Annotated in this window: 14 protein-coding genes and 2 pseudogenes; 4 read left to right on the forward strand and 12 right to left on the reverse strand. The window is 68.7% G+C overall.

Annotated features, from left to right (window positions below; all coding sequences use genetic code 11):
* Window positions 1–222 (forward strand): annotated as a pseudogene (locus H5J26_RS16420) (A/G-specific adenine glycosylase); the annotation flags it as partial.
* Between the two features lies 1 nt (window position 223).
* Here the strand turns inward: H5J26_RS16420 and H5J26_RS16425 are convergent.
* From H5J26_RS16425 to H5J26_RS16435, 3 genes are all read right to left on the reverse strand, one after another.
* A complete protein-coding gene (locus tag H5J26_RS16425) occupies window positions 224–715 on the reverse strand; it encodes a VOC family protein (RefSeq protein WP_181766610.1) in 492 nt (163 codons plus the stop codon).
* Window positions 716–780: 65 nt separating this feature from the next.
* Entirely contained in the window at window positions 781–1233 is a 453-nt protein-coding gene (locus H5J26_RS16430) for a helix-turn-helix transcriptional regulator (protein ID WP_181766623.1), read from the reverse strand.
* Window positions 1234–1299: 66 nt separating this feature from the next.
* Window positions 1300–2910, reverse strand: a complete 1611-nt coding sequence (locus H5J26_RS16435) for an MDR family MFS transporter (RefSeq protein ID WP_181766611.1) — start codon at window positions 2908–2910, stop codon at window positions 1300–1302.
* A gap of 116 nt (window positions 2911–3026) precedes the next feature.
* Between H5J26_RS16435 and H5J26_RS16440 the strand changes: the two genes are divergently transcribed.
* Window positions 3027–3587 (forward strand): TetR/AcrR family transcriptional regulator, encoded by a 561-nt coding sequence (locus H5J26_RS16440; protein WP_181766612.1) that lies wholly within the window; start codon window positions 3027–3029, stop codon window positions 3585–3587.
* Between the two features lie 66 nt (window positions 3588–3653).
* Here the strand turns inward: H5J26_RS16440 and H5J26_RS16445 are convergent, their stop codons facing one another.
* Window positions 3654–4370, reverse strand: a complete 717-nt coding sequence (locus H5J26_RS16445) for a M23 family metallopeptidase (RefSeq protein WP_181766613.1) — start codon at window positions 4368–4370, stop codon at window positions 3654–3656.
* Between the two features lie 708 nt (window positions 4371–5078).
* Here H5J26_RS16445 and H5J26_RS16450 point away from each other — a divergent pair.
* The gene (locus tag H5J26_RS16450; protein WP_181766614.1) at window positions 5079–7691 is read left to right on the forward strand and encodes an NACHT domain-containing protein; all 2613 of its coding nucleotides are present in this window, start codon (window positions 5079–5081) and stop codon (window positions 7689–7691) included.
* A gap of 176 nt (window positions 7692–7867) precedes the next feature.
* A complete protein-coding gene (locus H5J26_RS16455; RefSeq protein WP_181766615.1) occupies window positions 7868–10549 on the forward strand; it encodes an NACHT domain-containing protein in 2682 nt (893 codons plus the stop codon).
* A gap of 93 nt (window positions 10550–10642) precedes the next feature.
* Here the strand turns inward: H5J26_RS16455 and H5J26_RS16460 are convergent, their stop codons facing one another.
* From H5J26_RS16460 to H5J26_RS16495, 8 genes and pseudogenes are all read right to left on the reverse strand, one after another.
* Entirely contained in the window at window positions 10643–13171 is a 2529-nt protein-coding gene (locus H5J26_RS16460) for an ATP-dependent Clp protease ATP-binding subunit (RefSeq protein WP_181766616.1), read from the reverse strand.
* 1115 nt (window positions 13172–14286) lie between these two features.
* The gene (locus H5J26_RS16465) at window positions 14287–14622 is read right to left on the reverse strand and encodes a histone-like nucleoid-structuring protein Lsr2 (RefSeq protein ID WP_181766617.1); all 336 of its coding nucleotides are present in this window, start codon (window positions 14620–14622) and stop codon (window positions 14287–14289) included.
* 183 nt (window positions 14623–14805) lie between these two features.
* Window positions 14806–15333, reverse strand: coding sequence for an amino-acid N-acetyltransferase (locus H5J26_RS16470; protein WP_181766618.1), 528 nt, complete (start codon window positions 15331–15333; stop codon window positions 14806–14808).
* 252 nt (window positions 15334–15585) lie between these two features.
* A complete protein-coding gene (locus H5J26_RS16475; RefSeq protein ID WP_181766619.1) occupies window positions 15586–15993 on the reverse strand; it encodes a BlaI/MecI/CopY family transcriptional regulator in 408 nt (135 codons plus the stop codon).
* Between the two features lie 51 nt (window positions 15994–16044).
* A complete protein-coding gene (locus tag H5J26_RS16480; protein WP_181766620.1) occupies window positions 16045–16215 on the reverse strand; it encodes a hypothetical protein in 171 nt (56 codons plus the stop codon).
* A 209-nt stretch (window positions 16216–16424) separates the two neighbouring features.
* Window positions 16425–17222: a type III pantothenate kinase gene (locus H5J26_RS16485; protein WP_181766621.1), complete on the reverse strand. Its 798-nt coding sequence runs from the start codon at window positions 17220–17222 to the stop codon at window positions 16425–16427.
* The gene (nadC, locus tag H5J26_RS16490) at window positions 17222–18352 is read right to left on the reverse strand and encodes a carboxylating nicotinate-nucleotide diphosphorylase (RefSeq protein ID WP_181766622.1); all 1131 of its coding nucleotides are present in this window, start codon (window positions 18350–18352) and stop codon (window positions 17222–17224) included. The genes H5J26_RS16485 and nadC overlap by 1 nt, the downstream gene beginning before the upstream one ends.
* Window positions 18349–18696, reverse strand: a pseudogene (locus tag H5J26_RS16495) (hypothetical protein); the annotation flags it as partial. The pseudogene H5J26_RS16495 and the gene nadC, both read right to left, overlap by 4 nt.

Raw genomic sequence — 18696 nt, forward strand, 5'->3', positions numbered from 1 at the left:
GTCGGCCCGGCACGCCGCACCCAGACCTACGCGGGCACGGACCGGCAGGTGCGCGGCAAGCTGCTCGCGGTGCTCCGCGAGGCGCTGACGCCGGTGCCGCAGGCCACGCTCGACCGTGTCTGGGGCGACTCCGTGCAGCGCGGCCGCGCGCTGGACGGGCTGGTCGCCGACGGGCTCGTCGAACCGCTTCCGGGCGGGGTCTACAGGCTGCCGCTCAGCTGACTCAGCCGTTGCCGCCGGCGTCGGTGCCGACATCTGCGTCGGCGTCGGCGTCGCTCCACGGCTTGCTCATGTCCAGCTCCTCGGGGTGCTCCCGCTGCTGGGTGAGCGAGTACCAGTTGCCCGTCGGGTCGCGGAAGATCGCTTCGATGCCGTACGGGCGTTCCTGGGGTTCCTGGAGGAACTCCACGCCCTTCGCCTTCAGTTCGGCGTACGTCGCGTGGCAGTCGTCCGTGTGGAACGCGCCCGCGCCGAGCGCGCCCTTGGTGACCAGCGCCAGCAGGGCCTTGCCGGACTCCGGGTCAAGGCCGGACCCGTCGGGGCGCATCAGTGTGAGCTGGACGTCGGGCTGCTCGGGAGGGCTGACGGTGACCCAGCGCATGTCGCCCATCGCCATGTCCCAGCGCTCCACGAAGCCGAGCGTCTCGACGAAGAACTTCTTGTCGCGCTCCTGGTCGGTCGACCAGACGGTGGTGAGGGCGAGGCTCTTGATCACGACGGGCTCCTGACGGTGTCGGGCGGGAGGGCGCCGAGGTGCCGCCCTCGTTCCGTTTCACCGTGTCAGAGCGGTGCTCGGCCTGCTTCTCCGTTGTTGCGCTCTTCCCCTGACGGCTCGGGGGCGGCGGCATCCGCAGGGGGAGCCAGGGGCGCGGCCGGCTGTCGCCCCTTGAAGGCGCCGGTGAAGAGCATCGCGTAGCAGCCGGGGATCATCGCCGCCGCACGGCGGGCGTGCCGTACGCGGTACTCGCTGGGGCTGGTGCCCGTCTGCTTCTTGAAGCGCGCGGAGAACGTCCCGAGGCTGGTGAAGCCGACCAGCATGCAGATCTCGGTGACGGTCAGGTTCGCCGAGCGCAGCAGCTCCTCCGCGCGCTCGATGCGGCGGCGGCTCAGGTACTGGCCAGGCGTCTCCCCGTATGCCGCCTTGAAGGCCCGGACGAAGTGGTAGCGCGAGTAGCCGGCATGCGCGGCGACCGCGTCCAGGTCGAGAGCGGAGTCGGCCCAGTCGCGGTCCATCGCGTCCTTGGCGAGGCGCAGCGCGCGCAGCCGCGCCATGCCCGGCGTGTTCATGCGGTCAGGCTGTCACACCCGTGCGCCGCTTCCCTCGGCTTCCAGGGAAGGCCCTGAGGGCTTCTCGCCCGCCTCCTCGCCGCCCTTGAGCGGGACCTCCTTGATGAACCAGGAAGCCGCGAAGGCGATCAGTGCCGTCGCGCCGGCGACCAGGAACACGGTGTGCGTACCGTCGGCCACCGCGTGCTCGTAGACCTCACGCACCGCGGCCGGCAGTCGCTCCAGGGAGGCCGCGTCCAGCTGGGCGGGCGTCTCGCTGCCCCCGCCTGCTCCGGCGGCGGCTCCGGCCTGCTCGGTCATCGTGTCCCGCACCCGGTTCGCGAAGAGGGTGCCCATCAGCGCGACGCCGAAGGAGCCGCCGATCGTACGGAAGAGGGTGGTGGTGGACGAGGCGACGCCCATGTCCTTCAGTTCGACGCTGTTCTGCGCGATCAGCATCGTCAGCTGCATCAGGAAGCCCATGCCGGCACCGAGCACCACCATGTAGAGCGCGGAGGTGGTCCGGCTGGTGCCGACGTCCAGCTGGGCTAGCAGGAACAGGCCGACGGGGATGAGGCCGCCGCCGATGATCGGGTACGCGCGGTACCTGCCGGTGCGCGTGGTCGCCCGCCCCGTGAGGACGGAGACGATCATCATCGGCAGCAGGACCGGGAGGAGCAGCAGGCCCGAGTTGGTGGCGGACGCGCCCTGCACGGTCTGCTGGTAGAGCGGCAGGAAGGTCATCGCGCCGAACATCACGAAGCCCAGCAGGAAGCCGATGAGCGTGACCAGCGAGAAGTTGCGGCTGCGGAAGATGCCCAGCGGGAGCACGGGCTCCGCCGCGCGGCGCTCGACGAGGAGGAACGCCACCGTCGCGGCGACGGCGAGCGCGGAGAGGCCGATGATCACGCCTGAGGACCAGTCGTACTCCGTGCCGCCCCAGCTGGTGACGAGCACGGCAGAGGTGATTCCGGCCGTCAGCAGGACCGCACCGGTGTAGTCGATCTTGCCCTTGGCGCGCTTCCTGGGCAGGTGCAGCAGCGTGGTGACCATGGCCAGGGCGATGCCGCCGAGCGGCACGTTGATGTAGAAGGCCCAGCGCCAGCCGAGGTGGTCGGTGAGGGTGCCGCCGACGAGCGGTCCGCCGATCATGGCCAGCGACATCACGCCGGCCATCATCCCCATGTACTTGCCGCGCTCGCGGGGCGGCACCAGGTCACCCATGATGGCCATCGCGCCCACCATGAGGCCGCCGGCGCCCAGGCCCTGCAACGCCCGGAAGCCGATGAGCTGCGCCATGGTCTGGGCGGCTCCGGAGGCGACGGAGCCGGCGAGGAAGACCACGATCGCCGTCAGGAAGACGCCCTTGCGGCCGTACATGTCGCCGATCTTTCCCCACAGGGGGGTGGAGGCCGCGGTGGTCAGCGTGTAGGCCGTCACGACCCATGCGAGGTGCTCCAGGCCGCCGAGCTCGCCCACGATCGTCGGCATCGCGGTGCCCACGATCATGTTGTCGAGCATGGCCAGCATGACGGCGATCATCAGCGCGAAGACGGCCAGCCCGACGCTACGCGGCCGGGTCGGGTCCTGCTCCTGGCCGGGGACACCGTCTGGGACGGTGCCCGGCGCTGCGTCGGTACTCATACCTGTCTCCCCGTTTCTTACTTGCCGCCCGGTTAGTTTAGTAGCATGGGCAAGGTAGGACGGCCACTAGCCGGGCGTCAAGTAAGTTTCAGTGGGCAGACGAGGAGCTAGCGCTCATGAGCAGGGGAAACACCCGCCAACGCATCCAGGACGTCGCCCTGGAGCTCTTCGCCCGACGCGGCTACGAGAAGACGTCGCTCCGTGAGATCGCGGAGCACCTCGACGTGACGAAGGCGGCCCTCTACTACCACTTCAAGAGCAAGGAAGACATCGTCATCAGCCTCTTCGAGGACCGGGCAAGGCCCATCGACGAGCTGATCGACTGGGCGAAGGGCCAGCCGGCGGACCTCGAGACGAAGCTCGAGGTGCTGCGGCGCTACAGCGAGACACTCCAGAACGCCGCCCCGCTCCACCGCTTCGTCCAGGAGAACCAGGCGACGATGCGGGAGCTCAGCGTCGGGGAGACCTTCAAGGACCGCCTGAAGACCCTGCTCGACATCCTCAGGATGCCCGACGCCCCGCTCACCGATCAGGTGCGCTGCTCGGCTGCGCTGTTCACCATGCACGCGGGGGCGTTCGCCCTGCAGGACATCGAAAGCGACCCCGAGGACAGGCGGAAAGCCATCCTTGAGGTCGCTCAGGAGATGGTGACCACGGCACATCGCGGCCGGAGCTGAGTCAGCCCGTACGTGCCGTGGTCATCCCCGCACTCGTGGTCACACGGGCGCCCGTGACCCGCGAGATCACACCTTGACGCCGTGAGCGCGCATCACGGACACGGGCTCCTTGCCCGAGCCGTAGTCAGGCGTGCTGCGGATCTCGAAGTGCAGATGCGGGCCCGAGGAGTTGCCGGTCGAGCCCGACAGGCCGATCTTCTGGCCCGTCTGCACCTGCTGCCCGGGCTTCACCTTCACCGAGGACAGGTGGGCGTACTGGGAGTACGTGTTGTTGTCGTGCTTGATCACGACGGCGTTGCCGTACGAGGAGCCGTCACCGGCACCGTTCGGGCCCGCCTTGACGACGGTGCCGCCGTGGACGGCCTTGACCGGGGTGCCCGTCGGCACCGCGAAGTCCTGGCCGGAGTGCTTGTGGGCCCATCGGCCGCCGCTGTTGCCGTAGCCGGCGCTCAGGTCGTACTTGCCCTCGACCGGCTTGGTCCAGGAGTTGGCCTTGTTGACCTTGGTGCGGTCCGCACCGCGGGAAGCCTTGCCGGCCTCCGCGCGCTTCTCGGCCTTCTTCTCGGCCGCGGCGGACTTGTGCTGCTGATCGGCCTGGGCTCGCGCGGACTGAGCGAGCTGTGCGGCGGTTCCTGACGCGAAGACATCGCCCTGCCCAGATGCAGCGGCAACCGCCGAGCCCGCGCCAAGGACCAACGAGGCGCCGAGTCCGCCCGCTATCACCGCGGACCTGAGTCGGGCGCGTCCGATGGGCTTGCGCGCGTTCTTGGTGGTCTTCGACATACGGGTACTACCTCCGGAATGGCTTTGGGGGACCCCGAGCCGTGGGATCTCGGGGGGACAAAAACATTGGTAACCCGCCTGATCCGGCATACCAAAAAGGGCTATTACTAAAGCGATGCGTAGGGATAAGCACGACATGAAGCACCCTTAAGGGCTATTCGGACACCATCCATGCGGCCCTTCGCCCGTGATCCCGGCTCTCTGACGGGCCACGTGCGGTTGCGCGGAAGGCCCGCGGCCCCCTCCGGGGCGCCTCCTAAGCGGGCTCGTATGTGCAGATCAGGCTGTGCGACACCTCACCCGTGGCGGCCTGCGCGGGCCCGTGATCGGGTCGCCGGGGAGGGGTCCGCGTCGCTCTCAGACAGACGCGGGGCACTCGCGCAAATGCGGTCCACGTCACACGCCGGCGCCATTCGGGAACGAGGGAGCAGAACCCGGAAGAACCCGACCGGGAACAACACCGCGTGACCGCCGGACCGCATTCCTCGCCGGGTTCACCGCGCGAGGGCGGTCCTTTCGCGAAACGACCGCCCTCGCTCACGGTGAAAAGGCGGCCATCCTCCGCACACAGCACGGAAAAGGGTGCGGCGTGACACAGGTCGCCTCACCGTGCGCAAACTCCCGTGGATGGAGCGTGCACGCCCAAGCCGTGTCCCAACTCCCCAACTCCCGCGCTCCCACCCGCCTCCGTCACCTACGATCCCGCTCATGGAGCCTGCCACCGTCGCCACGCGACTCGCCTCCAGCGCCGTGACACCGATCGTCAAGAAGCTGTTCGTGAGTGAGGGCGCGGGCGCGGGCCTGGTGGACAAGCCCGTCAGGATCTCCTCACTCGTCTCCTTCAAGGGCGAGCAGCGGACGCTGAACGAGAAGGATCTGGCCAAGCTGGCCGCGGAGTTGACGGAGCGCGCCGCGAAGGCGTCCGGCCCGCACGAGGCACCCGGCGAGGAGACACGGCGCGAACTGGCCTCCGCCCTCACGACGGCGCTGCACAGCATGGGCGACCTGGAGATGGACGACGTGCAGGCGGTGCGGCTCGGCCCGCAAGGGCTGGCGCGCCAACTCGCGTACCCGGCCTCCCTGTCGGCCACCGCCGAGGCGTACTTCGGGCCTCTGCTGCACACCGCCTGCCTGCACATCCTGAACTTCTTCTCGCAGCGCTCGACGTTCATCCCGCGCACCCTCACCGAGCAGGCACACCAGCTCGACCGGCTCGTCAGCGTCAGCGATCTGCTGCTGGAACGCGTCCCCGCACGCTCCGCCGAGGACGCCCGCTTCGAGCAGAGGTACGCCGAGCACATCGCCCGTAAGCACGGCGAACTGACCATCTACGGGCTGGACTTCGTCCACACGCGCGAGTGGCGGCTCGACTCCGCGTACATCTCGCTGGAAGCCACCCAGGACGCCGGCAGCTCACTGGACATTGCGAAGTCGCTCTCCGCCGACCGGGTACTCGCGGACCACGAACGCGTACTGCTGCGCGGCCCCGCCGGATCCGGAAAGACGACGCTCCTGCAGTGGCTGGCCGTGACCGCCGCCCGGCAGGCCTACGACGAACATCTCGCCCATCTCCTGGGGCGCGTGCCCTTCATCCTTCCCCTGCGCCGCGTCGTACGGGACGGGCTGCCGCCCACGCCGGACCGCTTCCTGCACGCCGTACGCAGCAGCCTCGCCGGCTCGCAGCCCGCCGGATGGGCAGAACGCGTGCTGGCCGCGGGGCGGGGCCTGCTCCTCGTCGACGGCCTCGACGAGGTCCCCGGCGGCCAACGGGAGGAGACACGGCGCTGGTTGCGGGAGCTGATGGGCGACTTCCCCGGCAATCTCTGGCTGGTCACCTCGCGCCCGTCCGCCGTACGTGAGGACTGGCTCGCCGGCGAAGGCTTCACGGAGGTGTCGCTCGCCCCCATGTCCCGCCACGACGTCGCGGCCTTCATCAGCCGCTGGCACAACGCGGCGGACGCCGAACCCGGACTGGCCGACTCGCTCATCTCCGCCGTCCGCACCCACCCCGACCTCGGCCGTCTCGCGGTCAATCCGCTCATGTGCGGCCTGCTGTGCGCCCTGCACAGGGACCGGCGCGGCTGCCTCCCGTACGGGCGCAGGGACCTCTACGACGCGGCGCTGTCGCTGCTGCTGGAGGGTCGTGACCGGGACCGCTCCGTCGCCGTGCCCGACGGGCTGCGCCTGTCCAAGGACTCGCAGATCCAGCTCCTCCAGAGGCTTGCCCACTGGATGATCCGCAACGGCAGGTCGGAGATGGAGCAGGAGGACGCAGTCGCCCAACTCGACCGGTTCCTCTCGCGGACGGCGCACATCGAGGCCACGCCGTACGAACTGTTCCGGCATCTGCTGGACCGCTCCGGAGTGCTGCGCGAACCGGCCGACGGACGGGTCGACTTCGTCCACCGCACCTTCCAGGACCACCTCGGCGCAAAGGCCGCCGTGGAGGAGGGCGACTTCCCCCTCCTTCTGGACAACGCCCACAAGGACCAGTGGGAGGACGTGATCCGGATGGCGGTCGCGCACGCGCGCCCGGCTGATCGGGCACGTCTGCTGCGCGGCCTGGTCGCCGAGGTCCCCGCGAACGGTGCCGGCGGCGGGCGCCGCGAAGAGGGCCCGGAGCAGGGGGAGTTCGAGGGGAGCGTACGCAACCTGCTTCTGGCCGCCGCATGCCTGGAGCAGGCCACCGACCTGCACCCGGAGGTGCGTGCCGAGGTCACCTCGAAGACGTCCCGCCTGTTCCCGCCGAGGAGCATGGCCGCCGCCCGTCACGTGGCCGACATCGGCGGCCCCATGCTCCTCGGGCTGCTGCCGGGCCCCGAAGGACTCACGGACGCCGAGGCGGCCTGCGCGGTCGTTGCCGCCTCCCGCACGGGCACCGACGCCGCCCTCCCCGTGCTGGCGCGCTACCGCAACCACTCGTCGCTCGATCTGAGGCGCCAACTCGTATGGGCCTGGCACCGTTTCGAGACGGACGAGTACGCGAAGGAGGTCATCGCACACCTCGACGAGACCGACCTCTACTTCACCGCCCACCACGTCGACCATCTACGCGCGCTGCGGCAGATGGGCGGCAGGGAACGGATACAGATCGTCGGCCGCTACCACCCGCGACAGCTGAGCGAGCACATCGAAGCCGACCGGCTGACCCATCTCTGGCTGCGGGACGGCTACGCGCATCACAACGGCGAGGACTGGCTCTCGGCCTTCCCGCACCTGCACACGCTGGTCGTTCCGGGCACGATGTCCCGCTACATGTGGTCAACTCTCCCCGTCCGGCTGAAGGTTGTGACCGAGAGCGAGCTCTCGGGACATCCGTGAACGTGCGACGCCCTCCCGCCACGATCGCCTTCAGCCAGGCCTGAACAGCGATGGTCCCAGTCCGGCGCCCCGAATAGGGTGGGCACTCCCATCGTCTGACAGACACTCAGACAGCGGCTCGCAGCAGCGACAGCAGCCGACCACACCCAAGCAGCCCCGCCGGAGTCCCCAAGCGCATGGAACCCGTCGTACGTCTCGCCTCCTCAGTCGTCGACCCCCTCATCGGCAGGCTCATCGCGGCGGCCCCGGCCGCGTTCCCCTCCTCGCCCGACAGCGAGCAGCTCATGGCCCGTCTCGTCTCCTTCCGCGGCGAGGAGCCGGTGCTCAGCTGGGAGGAACTGCTGGAGGTGGCCGCCGAGTTGGTGCGGCTCGGGGTGGTCGCCACCGGACAGCGCCTCGCCGAGGCCGAGGAGTCGGGCGTCGCGGCCGTACTCGCCCGGACGCTGTGGGTCATAGGCGAGCTGGACACCACGGACACCCAGGCCGTGCGGCTCGGGCCGCAGGACTACGCACGACGGCTGCGGTCCGCCGTCCCCGGAGCCGACCGTGAACTCTCCTCCGAGGCAGCCTGGTTCCATGACAGCCTGCTCGTGACGATCTGCCTCCACTTCCTCCACCTGCTCATCCTTCGCTCCCCCGAACTCGCCGAGCGTCTGCCGGAACGGAGCCATCGCATCGGCCAGCTCGTCGACCTCAACGACGTGGAGGCCCTTCGGGGCCGTCCCCAACCCTCGCGCCAGGACGCAGAGTTCGAAGCGAGGTATCTCCGGCACGTCGCCGATCAGTACAGCCGCGTCACGATCTACGGCATCGATCTGCCCAACCCGAACACGCCCGACAACTGGTCCCTGGACGCCACCTACCTCAGCCTCGCCGCGGAGTTCAGCTCCGAGTCCCGCAGCGGGGCGACACCCACCGCGAACCCCGCCGGCGAGACGCAGACAGGACCGGCCTCGCAGGGATCGTCCTCGACGCGAGAGGTCGCGACGCAGCCGGATGAGACCGCCCCCGCACCGGCCGAACCCGTCATGACCGCCGATCGGGCGCTGGCCGGACACGAACGGGTACTGCTGCGTGGAATCGCAGGCTCAGGCAAGACCACCCTCATCCAGTGGCTGGCGGTCTCCACCGCTCGCGCCGCGCTCCCGGAGGAGCTGCAGACCCTGCGGGGCCGCATCCCCTTCGTGCTCCCCGTACGCCGCTTCGCTCGCGATGGCATGCCCTCGCCGGACGACTTCCTGGCGGCCGTACGACATCCCCTCGCGGAGGAGGCCCCTGAAGGCTGGGCCGTGCGCGTGCTCGCCGCCGGACGGGCGGTGCTGCTGGTCGACGGCATCGACGAGGCCCCGGAGATCCAACGGGACGCCGTGGGCGAACAGTTGCGCCGGCTGCTGCGCATCTACTCGGGCACCCTCTGCCTCGTCACGTCCCGCCCGCCGGCCGTCGACGCGGACTGGCTGGCCGAGGAGGGCTTCACCGAGCTGACGCTCGCCCCCATGAACCGCGACCAGGTCGCCGCCTTCATCACGGCCTGGCACACCGCCGCCCGTACGGACGAAGGCAAGGACCACGGACGGCTGGACGAGTACAGGGACATGCTCCTGCGGTCCATCCCGCTCTTCCGCGAGCTGCGCGTCCTGGCCACCAACCCCCTGATGTGCGGCCTCATCTGCGCTCTGAACCGGGACCGGTCGGGGATGCTGCCCAAGGGCCGCAAGGAGCTGTACGAGGCGGCGATGGAGATGCTGCTCCAGCGGCGCGACCCGGAGCGCCGCGTGCTGTACGCGGACACCATCGTGATGCAGCGCTCCCCCCGCGAGAGGCTGCTGCGCAAGCTCGCCTACCGCATGCTCGTCGACGAGGGGTCCGTGCTGGACCACGCCACCGCCCTCGGCGAGATCACCCGGCACGTCTCCGCGATACCGGCTGTGGCCGGGCAGGGGACGCCGGAGGAGATCTTCGACCATCTGCTGCTGCGTACGGGGCTCCTGCGCGAACAGGCCGACCGATCCGTCGAGTTCGTGCACCGCACCGTGCAGGACTATCTCGCGGCGAAGGAGGCGGTGGAGCAGGGCAACCTGGATCTGCTGCTGGACCACGCGCACGAGGCGGAGTGGGAGGAGGTGATCCGCATGGCTGTCGCCCACGCCCGTCCCAAGGAGTGCTCGCTGCTGCTTCAGGGGCTCCTGGCTCCCGGCAGGACGGGCATGAAGCGCAACCGGAGACGGCTGCTCGCCGCGGCCTGCCTGGAGCATGTGACGGAGCTCGACCCGGAGACACACGCCCGCGTACGCCGCGAGACGCGGCACATGGTGCGGCCCAGCGACGACCGGGCCGCACGCGGACTGGGCTGGGTCGGCCCGATCGTCCTGGAGATGCTTCCCGACCCGGACACGGTCTCCGACACCGAGGCGTACCGCCTCGCCCTCACCGTGACCCGTATCGACGACGACGCCGCGGTGGACTACCTGGCACGGCTGCGGCACCGCAGGCCGCTGACGCTGCGAGCGGAACTCGCCCACGGCTGGCGCAACTTCGAGACCGAGCGCTATGCCGCGGAGGTCATCCAGCACCTGGATCCCGAAGGGCTCTACTTCCCCGTCTCCGACCGTGAGGAGGTGGCGGTGCTGCGGAAGCTGGGCGGCAGGGAACGCATACAGATCGTCGGCCACTTCACACCGGACCAGCTCCTGGACGGGCTGGTGCGCGACCGGCTCACCCACCTGTGGGTCGCCTACGACCTGGGCGCGGGCATGAGCATGGACTGGCTGAGCCACTTCCCCGGGCTGACGACTCTCCGGGTGAACCCGCGGCTGCGCGTCACGGACGTGCCGGAGCACATCCGCATCATCACCTGAGGCGCCGACCGCCGGCCCGCAAGGACCCCGGCATGCGAAGTCCCCCGCCACTACGTGACGGGGGACTTCGCGTACAGCCTTACGGCTCGGGGCTCACGCCTCCTTGGAGAGGTTGGGCCCGCCGCCTGCAGCGGACTCCACCGGCGGTGCGTCCGGCAGTGCGGACTTCTCCTCACCGCGGAAGGTGAACTTCTTGTCCTCGTCGGTCTCACCCTCGGTGTCCACGACCACGATGTGACCGGGGCGCAGGTCTCCGAAGAGGATCTTCTCGGAGAGCAGGTCCTCGATCTCGCGCTGGATCGTCCGGCGCAGCGGCCGGGCGCCCATCACCGGGTCGTAACCCCGCTTGGCGAGCAGCTCCTTGGCGTCCGTGCTCAGCTCCAGACCCATGTCGCGGTCCTTCAGCCGCTCGTCCACCATCGTGAGCATCAGGTCGACGATGCGGATGATGTCGTCGCGGGTGAGCTGGTGGAAGACCACCGTGTCGTCGACACGGTTGAGGAACTCCGGGCGGAAGTGCTGCTTCAGCTCGTCGTTGACCTTGGCCTTCATCCGGTCGTACCCGGCGCTGACGTCACCCTGGCCGGCGAAGCCGAGGTTGAAGCCCTTGGAGATGTCCCGGGTGCCGAGGTTGGTCGTCATGATGATGACCGTGTTCTTGAAGTCGACGACCCGGCCCTGGGAGTCGGTCAGGCGACCGTCCTCCAGGATCTGCAGCAGGGAGTTGAAGATGTCCGGGTGTGCCTTCTCGACCTCGTCGAAGAGGACCACGGAGAAGGGCTTGCGGCGGACCTTCTCGGTCAGCTGACCGCCCTCTTCGTATCCCACGTAGCCGGGAGGCGAACCGAACAGCCGCGAGACGGTGTGCTTCTCGCTGAACTCCGACATGTCGAGGGAGATCAGCGCTTCCTCGTCGCCGAAGAGGAACTCGGCGAGCGTCTTGGAAAGCTCCGTCTTACCGACACCGGACGGGCCCGCGAAGATGAACGAACCACCGGGGCGCTTGGGGTCCTTCAGCCCGGCGCGCGTACGCCGGATCGCCTGGGAGAGCGCCTTGATGGCGTCCTGCTGCCCGATGACGCGCTTGTGCAGCTCGTCCTCCATGCGGAGCAGGCGCGAGGACTCCTCCTCGGTGAGCTTGAAGACGGGGATGCCCGTGGCCGTGGCCAGGACCTCCGCGATCAGCTCCTCGTCCACCTCGGCGACGACGTCCATGTCGCCGGCCTTCCACTCCTTCTCCCGCTTGGCCTTCTGAGCCAGCAGCTGCTTCTCCGTGTCACGGAGGGAGGCCGCCTTCTCGAAGTCCTGCGAGTCGATGGCCGACTCCTTGTCCCGGCGCACGTTCGCGATCTTCTCGTCGAACTCGCGCAGGTCCGGCGGTGCGGTCATCCGGCGGATGCGCATCCGGGAGCCGGCCTCGTCGATCAGGTCGATCGCCTTGTCCGGGAGGAAGCGGTCCGAGATGTACCTGTCGGCGAGAGTGGCCGCGCCGACCAGGGCGGCGTCCGTGATGGAGACGCGGTGATGCGCCTCGTACCGGTCGCGCAGGCCCTTGAGGATCTCGATGGTGTGCGGCAGCGACGGCTCCGCGACCTGGATCGGCTGGAAGCGGCGCTCCAGGGCCGCGTCCTTCTCCAGGTGCTTGCGGTACTCGTCGAGCGTCGTGGCACCGATGGTCTGCAGCTCACCGCGGGCCAGCATCGGCTTGAGGATGCTGGCGGCGTCGATCGCGCCCTCGGCGGCGCCCGCTCCGACCAGCGTGTGCAGCTCGTCGATGAACAGGATGATGTCGCCGCGCGTGCGGATCTCCTTGAGCACCTTCTTCAGGCGCTCCTCGAAGTCACCGCGGTAGCGCGAGCCGGCGACCAGGGCGCCCAGGTCCAGGGTGTAGAGGTGCTTGTCCTTGAGGGTCTCGGGCACCTCGCCCTTGACGATCGCCTGGGCCAGGCCCTCGACGACCGCGGTCTTGCCGACGCCGGGCTCGCCGATGAGCACCGGGTTGTTCTTCGTACGGCGCGAGAGCACCTGCATGACCCGCTCGATTTCCTTCTCGCGCCCGATGACCGGGTCGAGCTTGGATTCGCGGGCAGCCTGAGTCAGGTTGCGGCCGAACTGGTCCAGGACAAGGGACGTCGAGGGCGTGCCCTCGGCGGGGCCGCCTGCGGTGGCCGCCTCCTTGCCGCCGGAGTAACCGGAAAGCAGCTGGATGACCTGCTGCCGCACCCGGTTCAGATCGGCGCCCAGCTTCACCAGGACCTGGGCGGCGACGCCCTCGCCCTCGCGGATCAGGCCGAGCAGGATGTGCTCCGTGCCGATGTAGTTGTGGCCGAGCTGAAGGGCCTCACGGAGCGAAAGCTCCAGGACCTTCTTCGCACGGGGCGTGAAGGGGATGTGGCCGGAGGGCGCCTGCTGGCCCTGGCCGATGATCTCCTCCACCTGCTGACGGACCGCCTCGAGCGAAATCCCGAGGCTCTCCAGTGCCTTAGCGGCGACACCCTCACCCTCGTGGATCAGGCCCAGGAGGATGTGCTCGGTGCCGATGTAGTTGTGATTGAGCATCCGGGCTTCTTCCTGAGCCAGGACGACAACCCGCCGCGCGCGGTCGGTGAACCTCTCGAACATCGTTAATCGCTCCTCAGAGCGGTCAGGCAGTAAGGGGACGCTCCCCTCTCTGTCCTTCCGCAGCTTAGTCCCGCAAGCGGGGACCGCTCATTCCAACTGCCGACACCGGTCCTGCTGTGACGCCGGCTGGCCTCGCTCCCGTGGATAGCACAGCCAGGCCTCCTTGCCCGAACAGTCGACAACAGTTCCAACCCGATGGTGGGAGACGATGTTCCCGCAGGCCAGGCGTATCCACCCTGATTCACTACGCCCATGGCGAACGGCTCTCCCGGCCGAAACAACCGCCGCTCACCCACATCAGCCTTCACACCCCCGCGCCACCAGGCATTGTCCCGGCCCGTTCTCCTTCCGGAAACCGGCCTGAAGAGGCAGAGACGACCTCAGAGGCTTCCTACCCGCTCGTCCTGACACTCCATGCCGGGCCGGAGGGGGACAGCTGAGCGCATCCGCTCAGGGCGAACAGGCTCGGGCCACGGGACCGCCACACACGCACACGCTGTGCGCACGTACGACCACGCAGAGCTCGGACCAGGGTATGGCGCACCGGGGGCGGGACGGCCACCGGGCAACGACCATGCGACGCGGTGCCGAGCGACGATCAAGCGACGCAAGGCGTCGCGCAACATTGCGTAGCGGCTGCCCAACCCAGCGTAACCCGCTGAAGGTTCGTCAGTTGCTCCGGTCATGAGCTTCGCGATTTCCCGTACGCGGGCACCTCTCGGCACATCGGAGCGCTCCTTCTCGGAGCCCTGCTCGGAAAACGATGCGCTGGTGCTGGCGGCGGACCCTGGACTGGCGCTGCTGCGGCGGCCGGATGTCCGCACGGGGCCGGTCGCATACGGAAGGGAGAACGGCTGCTTGATGCTGCTCGTACCGGCGGGAAGTGCCGAGGAGTTGCCGGGACTCCTGGAGTGGCTGGAGTGGGGCGATATCGAACTTGGACTCACTGCCCGCGCTTCTTACGATCCTTACGACCCTCGGGAGGCCGCCGTATGGTTGCGGCCTCCCGAGTCGGGGCGTGAGGCGGATCGCGTCGATCTCGTACGGCTGGTCAGTGCCGCGGCGACGGAATGCCACCGCGCACGTCTGCGAAGCACCGCACGTAAGTCCCGGGCTCAGCCGTTGGCCTTCTCGTAGGCCTCTCGGATATTGGCCGGAACGCGACCGCGGTCGTTGACCTCGTAACCCTCGTCCTTGGCCCAGGCGCGGATCTTCGCCGTGTCCTGGCTGCTGCCACCAGCGGAACCGGAAGACCGCTTTCCACGGGCGGAACGGCCTCCGGTACGGCGGCCGCCCTTCAAGTAGGGCTCCAGCACCGTACGGAGCTTGTCCGCATTCGAGGTGGTGAGGTCGATCTCGTAGGTCTTACCGTCCAGCGCGAACGTGACCGTCTCGTCCGCCTCGCCGCCGTCGAGGTCGTCGACCAGAAGAACCTGAACCTTCTGCGCCACCGCATACTCCCATTCCGTCATCGATAACTTCGATTACTGATACTGACGACGAAAGCAAACCGCTTTTCGGTGAGAAACACAAACCCTCTGTTGAGTTTGTTCGGTCCTTCGACGGGATTCGGGGGATCTTTCGGACAAAGCGCCGCACTCATGCACCGGTCGACCGGGTCACGGTGTCGTCACTCAGAGATGCAGAAGCATGCGACTGTTGCCCAAGGTGTTCGGCTTCACTCGTTCGAGACCCAGGAACTCGGCCACGCCCTCGTCAAAGGAACGCAGTAGTTCGCTGTAGACATCCCCGTCGACCGGTGTGTCACCGATCTCGGTGAAGCCGTGCTTGGTGAAGAACTCGACTTCGAAGGTGAGACAGAAAATGCGCCGCACACCCAGCCAGCGCGCGGTGTTCAGCAGCTTCTCCAGCAGGAGATGCCCCACTCCCGACCCCTTCAGTGAGGGGTCCACGGCAAGTGTCCTGACCTCGGCGAGGTCCTCCCACATCACGTGGAGGGCACCGCAGGCGACCACCTCGGCATCGTGGTCGCGTTCGGCGACCCAGAACTCCTGAATGTCCTCGTAAAGCGTGACGGTCGCTTTGTCGAGCAGGATGTGGTCGCGCGAGTAGACGTTGATGAGACGGCGCACCGCACGTACATCCGAGGTCCGTGCTCGGCGAACGGTTACTTCTGATGCGGATGATGGTGCTGACGCCATGAACGGACGCTATCGCCCCTCGGGAAGGCGCTGCTCTTCGGGTCCGGTACGTTCGGCGAGAAGCCGGGCTCACGCATCCGTCGGCCTCGCCGAGATGCCGACTTCATGCTGTGTCTCACCCGGAGAGAGGCTTGGGAAGGGCGGGCCGGAAGGCGTGTGCTGAGAGCCCCGAACAGAGCCGCCTTCCGAAGAAGGGCCCTTCGATGAGGCGTCTTGCGAAGCGGCGACTGGACCGGCGCCTCTAGGCCCTGTCTAGTGCGTCTCTCGCGGCGCTCTCTCCGCGGTCTCGACGTGCACACCGTTCAGTTGTACGACGCGGAGTGCATCACGTAGAGCTTCGAGCTGTTCCGGAGTCATACGGTTGAAGAACTCGACGAGAGCGGCGGCAGCGAAGTCACTGGACGACCAGGCTTCGCTCATCAGTGCCGCCGAGTACGCGGCACGCGTCGAGACCGCCTCATATCGATAGGCACGGCCTTCTTGGCGCCGCCGCAGCCAGCCCTTCTGATGGAGGTTGTCCATTACGGTCATCACCGTCGTGTAGGCGATGGGCCTCTCCGCCCGCAGATCCTCCAGCACTTCTCGCACGGTGACGGGACGGTTCCACCGCCATACCCGTGTCATGACGCTGTCTTCCAACTCTCCCAATGGCCGAGGCACGCCGTGAATAATAGTCGGAGTTGTCCCGAAAGCAGTGGGGGCTGCTGCTGATCAGCTGTTTTTCTTCTGCCGGGCACTCTCTGCGCGAGCGATGGCGGCATCCACGGCGGCGTCTTCCTTGGCCTTGTTCGCGCCGCCCTGGCTCTTCACGATCGTCACGATGAGAGCGGTGAATGCCACCGCCATCACGATCGGCGGGGTCAATGCCGCGATGTAGTCCATGGCGCTCGAGCCTCCTCGGGAAACAGGGATCCCAGCCTACGGCAGGGCTGTGAGGCGCTCCCGGGCCCCCTTCGGGGACTTCCCGGCACCACGGTGCTCCGCGCCCTTCGGAGGCGCACAGCACGGCGCTGCGCGACGCGAATCGCTTTCGGGCCGCTCGGGGCTTTCACGCTTTCCGGGTATCGCGGTGGAACCGCTGACCGGGGCCGCTAAGAACGGCTGACGTTGCGTTCGTAGACCAGCCGGAGACCGATGAGCGTGAGCCACGGCTCGTGCTCGTCGATGGCCGAGGACTCGCCGAGCACCATGGGGGCGAGGCCGCCCGTGGCGATCACGGTCACGTCGTCCGGATCGTCGGTGAGCTCCCGGGCGATGCGGTCCACGACGCCGTCCACCTGGCCGGCGAAGCCGTAGAGGATGCCGGACTGCATGGCCTCGACGGTGTTCTTGCCGATGACGCTGCGGGGGCGGGCCAGCTCGATCTTGCGCAGTTGTGCGCCGCGTACGCCCAGGGCGTCGACGGAGATCTCGATGCCGGGGGCGATCACGCCGCCGACGTACTCGCCGCGCGCGGAGACCGCGTCGAAGGTGGTCGCCGTGCCGAAGTCCACGACCACGCAGGGGCCGCCGTACAGCTCGACCGCTGCGAGGGCGTTGATGATGCGGTCGGCGCCGACCTCCTTGGGGTTGTCCATGAGGATCGGCACGCCCGTCTTCACACCGGGCTCCACGAGGACGGCGGGGATGTCTCCGTAGTAGCGGCGGGTCACCTCGCGCAGCTCGTGCAGGACCGAGGGGACGGTCGAACAGATGGAGATGCCCTCGACGTTGTCGCCGAGCTCCTCGCCCAGGAGCGGGTGCATGCCCATGAGGCCCTGGAGCAGTACGGCGAGCTCGTCGGCGGTGCGGCGGGCGTCCGTCGAGATGCGCCAGTGCTCGACGATGTCCTCACCGTCGAAGAGGCCGAGGACCGTGTGGGTGTTCCCGACGTCGATGGTCAGCAGCATCAGGCGTCCGCCCCTTCGCCGGTGTGGCCGCTGTCGCGCAGGTCGAGGCCGATGTCGAGGATCGGTGAGGAGTGGGTGAGGCTGCCGACGGCGAGGTAGTCGACGCCGGTCGCGGCGTATTCGGCGGCGGTCTCCAGCGTGAGGCGGCCGGAGGACTCCAGCTGGGCACGCCCTGCGACGAGGGCGACGGCCGCCGCCGTCTCGTCCGGTGTGAAGTTGTCGAGCAGGATCAGGTCGGCGCCTTCGGCGAGGACCGGCTCGATCTGGTCGAGACGGTCGACCTCCACCTCGATGGGCACGTCGGGGAATTCACTACGCACGAGCCTGAACGCCTCGGCGACGCCGCCTGCCGCGATCACGTGGTTGTCCTTGATGAGCGCGGCGTCGGAGAGGGAGAAGCGGTGGTTCGTACCGCCGCCGCAGCGCACCGCGTACTTCTCGAGGCTTCGCAGCCCGGGCGTCGTCTTACGGGTGTCGCGTACGCGGGTCTCCACGAGGGGTCCCGTGGCGGAAGCGGCGGCGGCGCGGTTGAGCTCGTCCGCCCAGCGGCGGGTGACGGTGGCGATGCCGGAGAGCCGGCAGAGCAGGTTCAGGGCGCTGCGCTCGCCGGTCAGCAGGTCACGGGTGCGGGTCCGCACGGTCAGCAGGCGCTCGCCGGCGGCGACCCGGTCGCCGTCCTCGACGTGCCGCTCGACCTCGAACTCGTCGGTGCACACCACGGAGAGGACGGCCTCGGCGACGTGCAGCCCCGCGACGGTCCCCTCCTCCCGCGCCGTGAAGTCGCCGGTGGAGACGGCGTCTTCGGGGATGGTGGCCACCGTCGTCACGTCGACGCCGTGGTCGAGGTCCTCCTCGATGGCGAGGTGCGCGATGTCCTCGACCTGTACGGGGTCGAGGCCCGCTTCGGAGAGGAGCCGGGCGAGGTCGGGGTCGAGGCCGCAGTCGAGGGGGTCGAGGCCGTATGCGTCCTCCATGTCGCCCTCCGCGCTGCCGCAGCCGCAGGCGTCACCGCAACCGCCACCGCCGTCCGGAGACATCACCAGGGCGCCGGGGCCGCCGATCTGGAGCAGGGGCACGTCGACGGGCTGGGGGCGTCGCTCCTCCGGGGAGTCCGGAAAGGGGCTGGTCACGGGTTCTCCGTAGGGGTCGGCGTGGATGACTGGGTGGAAGGCTGCGTACGTGACTGTGCGGACGTCCGCGTCGATGGCTGAGGAGCCGTCGTGGCCCGGCACGTCGGCGGGAACGCGGTCGTGTCGGTCGTTCGGACGTCGAGAGTACGGCCCCCCTCGCGCAGGCTGACGACGAGGTGGCGGCGCCAGCCCGCATCGTCGCGGTCGGGATGGTCCTCGCGCCAGTGGCAGCCGCGGGTTTCCGTGCGACGGAGGGCTGCGGCGACCAGGACGCGGGCGACGAGGTGGAGATTGGCCGTCTCCCAGGCATCCACGCCGGGGTCGGCGGGCTTGTGCGCGGTGCG

The organism is Streptomyces albidus (ex Kaewkla and Franco 2022) (assembly GCF_013870515.1).
Classification (GTDB): Bacteria; Actinomycetota; Actinomycetes; order Streptomycetales; family Streptomycetaceae; genus Streptomyces; species Streptomyces albidus.